The organism is Staphylococcus sp. 231237_7MaSpsaltlick, from assembly GCF_043107035.1.
Map to the genome: position 1 here is coordinate 1 of NZ_JBICNX010000055.1, position 5,868 is coordinate 5,868.

At 31.5% G+C, this 5,868-nt stretch carries 7 protein-coding genes; 4 read left to right on the plus strand and 3 right to left on the minus strand.

Annotation, left to right across the window (positions count from 1 at the left end; genetic code table 11):
- Positions 1–716 (plus strand): cobaltochelatase CobT-related protein (locus ACF91D_RS29125; RefSeq protein ID WP_392438217.1); only part of this gene is annotated, 716 nt, incomplete at its 5' end.
- A 115-nt stretch (positions 717–831) separates the two neighbouring features.
- On the plus strand, positions 832–2,175 hold the full coding sequence (gene brnQ3, locus ACF91D_RS29130) for a branched-chain amino acid-like transporter carrier protein BrnQ3 (protein WP_042738709.1): 1,344 nt from the start codon (positions 832–834) through the stop codon (positions 2,173–2,175).
- A gap of 634 nt (positions 2,176–2,809) precedes the next feature.
- Here brnQ3 and ACF91D_RS29135 read toward each other — a convergent pair.
- The 3 genes from ACF91D_RS29135 to ACF91D_RS29145 are packed head-to-tail and all read right to left on the minus strand — an operon-like array spanning position 2,810 to position 4,877.
- A complete protein-coding gene (locus ACF91D_RS29135; RefSeq protein ID WP_107527796.1) occupies positions 2,810–3,949 on the minus strand; it encodes a toxic anion resistance protein in 1,140 nt (379 codons plus the stop codon).
- Between the two features lie 24 nt (positions 3,950–3,973).
- Entirely contained in the window at positions 3,974–4,594 is a 621-nt protein-coding gene (locus ACF91D_RS29140) for a 5-bromo-4-chloroindolyl phosphate hydrolysis family protein (RefSeq protein WP_107527795.1), read from the minus strand.
- 13 nt (positions 4,595–4,607) lie between these two features.
- Entirely contained in the window at positions 4,608–4,877 is a 270-nt protein-coding gene (locus ACF91D_RS29145; protein WP_107527794.1) for an acylphosphatase, read from the minus strand.
- 339 nt (positions 4,878–5,216) lie between these two features.
- Here ACF91D_RS29145 and msaA point away from each other — a divergent pair, with 339 nt between their 5' ends.
- Positions 5,217–5,522 carry a regulatory protein MsaA gene (msaA, locus tag ACF91D_RS29150; RefSeq protein WP_107589378.1) on the plus strand — a complete coding sequence of 102 codons (306 nt, stop codon included), beginning with the start codon at positions 5,217–5,219 and terminating at the stop codon, positions 5,520–5,522.
- Positions 5,523–5,707: 185 nt separating this feature from the next.
- Positions 5,708–5,868, plus strand: a 161-nt coding sequence (cspA, locus tag ACF91D_RS29155; RefSeq protein ID WP_103450412.1) for a cold shock protein CspA, incomplete at its 3' end; no start/stop codon positions are given.

Below are 5,868 nucleotides of genomic sequence, written 5' to 3' on the forward strand. Positions count from 1 at the left end.
ATCGTGAATCACAAGATGCAAGACATAATTTAACAAAAGGTAGATTACAAAAGAATTTACTTAATTGGTTTATCGATGATCAATATAAATTATTCTACAAAAAGCAAGATTTGAGCCAATCTTTCGATGCTACTTTCACATTATTAATAGATGCTTCTGCTAGCATGCAAGATAAAATGGAAGAAACGATAAAAGGTGTGGTGCTCTTTCATGAAACATTAAAATCTTTAAATGTGAAACATGAAATTCTGGCATTTAACGAAGATGCATTTGATGCTGATAACCTAAATCAACCTAATATTATCGATGAAATAATTAGCTATGATTACTCTACGAATCCTAAAGATGGACCAAGGATTATGGCACTTACGCCTCAAGATGATAACCGTGACGGCGTAGCTATCAGAATAGCGAGTGATCGATTGTTACGTCGTTCGCATAATCAACGTTTCCTTATTGTTTTCTCTGATGGTGAACCATCTGCTTATAATTACAGTCAAGATGGTATATTAGATACTTATGAAGCTGTGGAAACTGCGAGGAAAATGGGGTTAGAAGTCTTTAATGTATTTTTAAGTCAAGACACGATAACAGAGGACATTGAGCAGACGATTCACAATATTTATGGTCAATATGCTTTATTCGTTGAAGGCGTAGAAAATTTACCTAGTCATTTATCACCTTTACTAAAAAAACTACTCTTAAAATCCTTTTAAATGTTTAATAAATATTCGTCTATCTATTTAAATATTCAGAAATTTATATAGATAAATATTTTTAGACATGATAGAATAGGTAAGATTATTTTTAAATTTAGAAGGAGCAACAAAAATGAATAAAAATACTTGGATTATCGGTTTCACATTATTTGCCATGTTTTTTGGGGCAGGAAACCTAATCTTTCCACCTAGTTTAGGTCTAGATAGTGGGGAATACTTTTGGCCAGCTATCTTAGCATTTGCATTAACAGGAATCGGTTTACCATTACTCGGTGTAATCGTAGGTGCATTAGATAAACAAGGCTATATTGGATCTTTAAATAAGATTTCTCCTAAGTTTTCTATTGTATTCTTAATTATTATTTATTTAACAATTGGACCGCTATTTGCAATACCACGTACAGCATCAACATCATTTGAAATGACAGTGACACCAATTGCACACACAAATAGTAGTCTTGCATTATTTATATTTACAGTTATATATTTCTTAATTGTGTTATATCTATGTATTAATCCTAATAAAATGGTCGACAGAATCGGTTCTATTCTTACACCATTATTATTAATTACTATTTTAGCAATGATTGTAAAAGGATTTATGGATTATCACGGAAATCCTAGTAGCCAAGCAGCAGAAGGTTTCACATCAAACTTTACTGGTTTCTCACAAGGTTTTACAAATGGGTATTTAACAATGGATGCAATTGCGGCTATTGCATTCTCAATGATTGTAGTGAACGCAGTTAAAGCAACAGGCATTACTCATGCAAACAAAATCTTCAAACAAACTTTAATTGCAGGTTTAATTGCGGCTATTGCCTTATTATTTATATATGTTTCACTAGGCTTTATCGGTAACCATATGAATTTATCTTCAGGAAAAATTGCTAGCCTGAAAGCAAACGATCAAAACATCGGTACATACTTGCTAACAACAGTAGCTAGTATTGGATTTGGAACATTTGGTAAATATCTACTAGGTATTATTGTTGCACTTGCTTGTTTAACAACAGCTTGTGGGTTAGTAGTGGCAGTTGCAGAATACTTCCACAGAATTTTTCCTAAACTTTCATACAAAGCTTATGTTATCATCTTTACGATCATTAGCTTTATATTAGCAAACCAAGGATTAAATTCAGTAATTACAATGTCTGTACCAGTTCTAAGCATTGTATATCCAGTAGCAATTACTATAATTTTATTAATCTTATTGGCAAGATTAATACCTACAAAACCAATAGCACAACAAATACCAATTGCTATCGTTTCAATCATCTCAGTTTTAAGTGTTATCCATACACAGGGATGGTTAAAGCTTAATTTTATCGATAGTCTACCATTAAAGCAGTACTCGTTAGAATGGTTCCCTATAGCAGTTATCTTTACTATTATCGGGTATATCGTTGCCGCATTTGTTAAAAAACAATCACCTATAGTGTATGAAAAAGAATAGAGATACTATATATTAAAATTTTGATTTAAACATAGAAATAACAGTTAAACAAATAATTGTTATCATCATAATTAAATACAGTTATTTATGATTCTACTTCCTTTAAAGTGATGACATTTACAGTGCGTCTTTTAAAGGAAGTTTTTTTACTTATTAAACTAATGATACGTTCCTATTAGATATTTAAAAAGTATATGTGAATGTTAAACCATAATTCTTCGGAGAAGCATGTTGGCGAGATTTTAAAGGTAATAGGGGGATGTGAAGACTACAGGCTGAAGCTGCCTTCTAGAAAAGTATGCCAATAATACGAATAATATGAATAATAAGCCAACAGCTCAATTATTATTTATTTAATGATTTATTTGCCAACACTAACAAGACAAATTGAATACAACAATTTAAGTGGATGGTAATTTAAAAGTCACAAATGTTTTTCTACGTATATTGGCGAGACTCCTGAGGGAACAGGACGGGCTGAAGACTACAGGCTGAGGCTGTCCCCTAGGAAAGCGAGCCGATAATACGGATAGTATGAAAAATAGCACTCAGATAAATTCAATTCATTCATCTGAGTGCTATTTTTCTGTAATATTTGTCCAAAATACGATACTCTAATTATTATTTACCAAAACTAATTGTGCTTTTGTCTCTTTAAATCAAGCAATTGGTGTTGTAATTCATTTTCTAAGTCAATAAGTTCAGTTTCAGCTTGTTGACGTTTTGTCCTACCTTGCTCTTGAATTTGCAACGTTTGCTCAATCGTTTCAATAATATCCTTTTGTGTGGTCTTCAATGTATCAATATCTACGACGCCACGTTCGTTTTCCGTCGCAGTATCAATCGCATTCCGTTTCAACAATTCAGAGTTTTTTAGCAATAAATCATTCGTTGTATCTGTGACTGCTTTCTGTGCTGAAACAGCATTACGTTGTCTCATTAATGTAAGCGCAATAGACATTTGATTCTTCCACAAGGGAATACTCGTCAATATAGAACTTTGTATCTTTTCAGCCAAAGCTTGATTGACATTTTGGATCATTCTAATTTGTGGTGCCGTTTGAATGGCAATTTGTCGAGAAAGTTGTAAGTCATATATACGCTTGTCCAATCTATCAACAAATTGTTCCATATCTGATGCCGCTTGAACATCCATTTGATTTCCAGTTGCTTTAGCTTTAGAAACCAATTGTGGTATCTCTTCCTGTTGAATTTGGTCTCTTCTCTGCTTTGCTGCTTCAATAAATAAAGACAATTCGTCGAAATAATCCTTGTTCATATCATATAATTCATCTAGCATGCCAACGTCTTGCTTTAAATTATTTTTATGTTTATCTAACTCAATTGAGATGCGATCAATCTGTGAACCTACTGATTGCATTTTAGAAAATATTTCGTTGACGGATGCCTTAGTACGTTTAAACAGTCTTTTAAACTTGGATTGATTTTCTGGATTTAATTCATCAGCATTTACAGATTTCAGTTTACTCATTAATCCATTTAATGATTCACCTACAGGTCCCACATCAGTTGTTCTCACTTCATTTAGAATTCGGTGTGAGAATTGTGACATTTTTTGTTGCGCCTCTGTACCATAATTTAATAAATCATCATTATCCATCGGCTTTATTTTTTGACTTAAATCATTTATTTTTTGTTGTTCTTCTGGCGAATATTGCTTAGCTTTATTAATTTTTTCAGATTGATCTTCCGTGCGTTCATCAATATATTTATCTAATGGATGTGAATTAATAAAATCATGTTCTCTATCCATCAATGTTCACTCCAGTCATCTATTTTACTTCTTTCTATTTTGTTCCATTCTGTTCAATTCCATCTCTATATCTAACATATTATAATCATCTTCATTTATCCGTTTTAAATCAGCTATTAATGTTCTTTTGACCTCGTCTAAAGTGATGCGTGTTTGTTCAAGTTTTTGCTTTTCAGCCTTAGATTTTTTGGGTGACTTTGCCAATCTTGTATATGACTCAATTAAATTCAATGCATTATCGATATGTGAATAGAAGAAACTTTCTACTTTGAAAAATGATGCAGGTCGCTGCTTTACAGCCAAAAATATAGCACGAGAAATACGATATATATCATTTACCTGTCTAAAATCTTTAATACTTCTCACATTTACAAATGACTTTAATATTCTTCTATTTTTATCTTGAGCATTATTTAATTGGCTATTAACAAAATGATAGTCTCTGCGAGATAAGCCAATTTCAATTAAATATCTACGAGAAGTTAGACGTTGAGTAGGGAAATAAACTACAAAGAATGTTGCCGCTGAAATAAGTAAATCAAAGAACATATAGATGTCAAAAGCAAAAATACTAATGAACCATGCGATAACAGCAATCGGAAATGCAATAATTGTCCCTATAATTCGAGAAATATTATATCTCAATTGTCATCTTCCTTTATATTGTTCTGAATTTATTCCAAGAATGATTTATATCTGATTCTTCAATTATATAATCTTCAACATGCGAAGCAGGCGATGCACCTTGTGTTACAGCATCAATGAATTGTGCTAATGAATCTGCTTCGCCTTGAGCAAATATTTCAACATAATCACTTACATTTTCAACAGTACCGGCAATTCCATATTTGTGTGCTAATCTTTCTGTATAATAACGAAAGCCTACACCTTGAACTATGCCAAATACTTTAACATGCTTGCATTGCATATAATCACCTCTTAAACTTATTATACGCAATTTCACTCTACAAAACTAATAATTGAGTTTATTGTTGACTTGTCTATAGGCCAAAAGTATGAGACAGATAACTTGATTTTGTATGTCAACTCGTTAGAATATTACACATAGGTATTTTTCTAAAACATATACTAGATATTTTGAAAACAAATCACATTGTTCGATACATAACTAGTGTGGGGGAACTATCAAAGAACTATTAAAATAACCATAGAACAAAGAGTATCATGTAAGTATTATAGTTGAATGTTTTACATATAAATTCAAATTGCTTTAACATGCTATGCGACATTGAAAGGGGAAAGCATTATGTGGACAGTTGCAAAAATTCGTGCTGATTACGAAGGCTGGTGGTTATTTAGTGACTGGACAGATCACATTATTGAGCAACATGACTTTAACACGTATGAAGAAATGATGACTTGTTATAAATCATTACTTAACAAAAGTAAAATTGATTACGATAATTATTTAGTAGGAAAGCACAATATTCATGCATTTTATAATAATTGTGAATTAGGATTTTGTAGGGATTGTGATGAAGATTTACAGATTTTTTATAGCTATATTGTATTAAACAATAATGAAGTATATTTTAATTTACCAAATATTTAATAAATTGTTTTTTCACATTTGTATTGCAATTATGTATACAATGCATTATACTCTTATTTAAGCAATAGTTTTATTCCATATTGCAAAGAATATTGTGTCAACAGAAGATAACTGTGAAATTGTATTTTTTGTAATATGCGAATAACGCATATTGAATGAATTTTAGTCTTGGAGGTTTCACAGTTATGAAACAAGGTACAGTAAAATGGTTTAACGCTGAAAAAGGTTTTGGTTTTATCGAAGTTGAAGGAGAAAACGACGTATTCGTACACTTCTCAGCTATTAACCAAGAAGGTTACAAATCATTAGAAGAAGGTCAATCAGTTGAATTTGAAGTAGTTGAAGG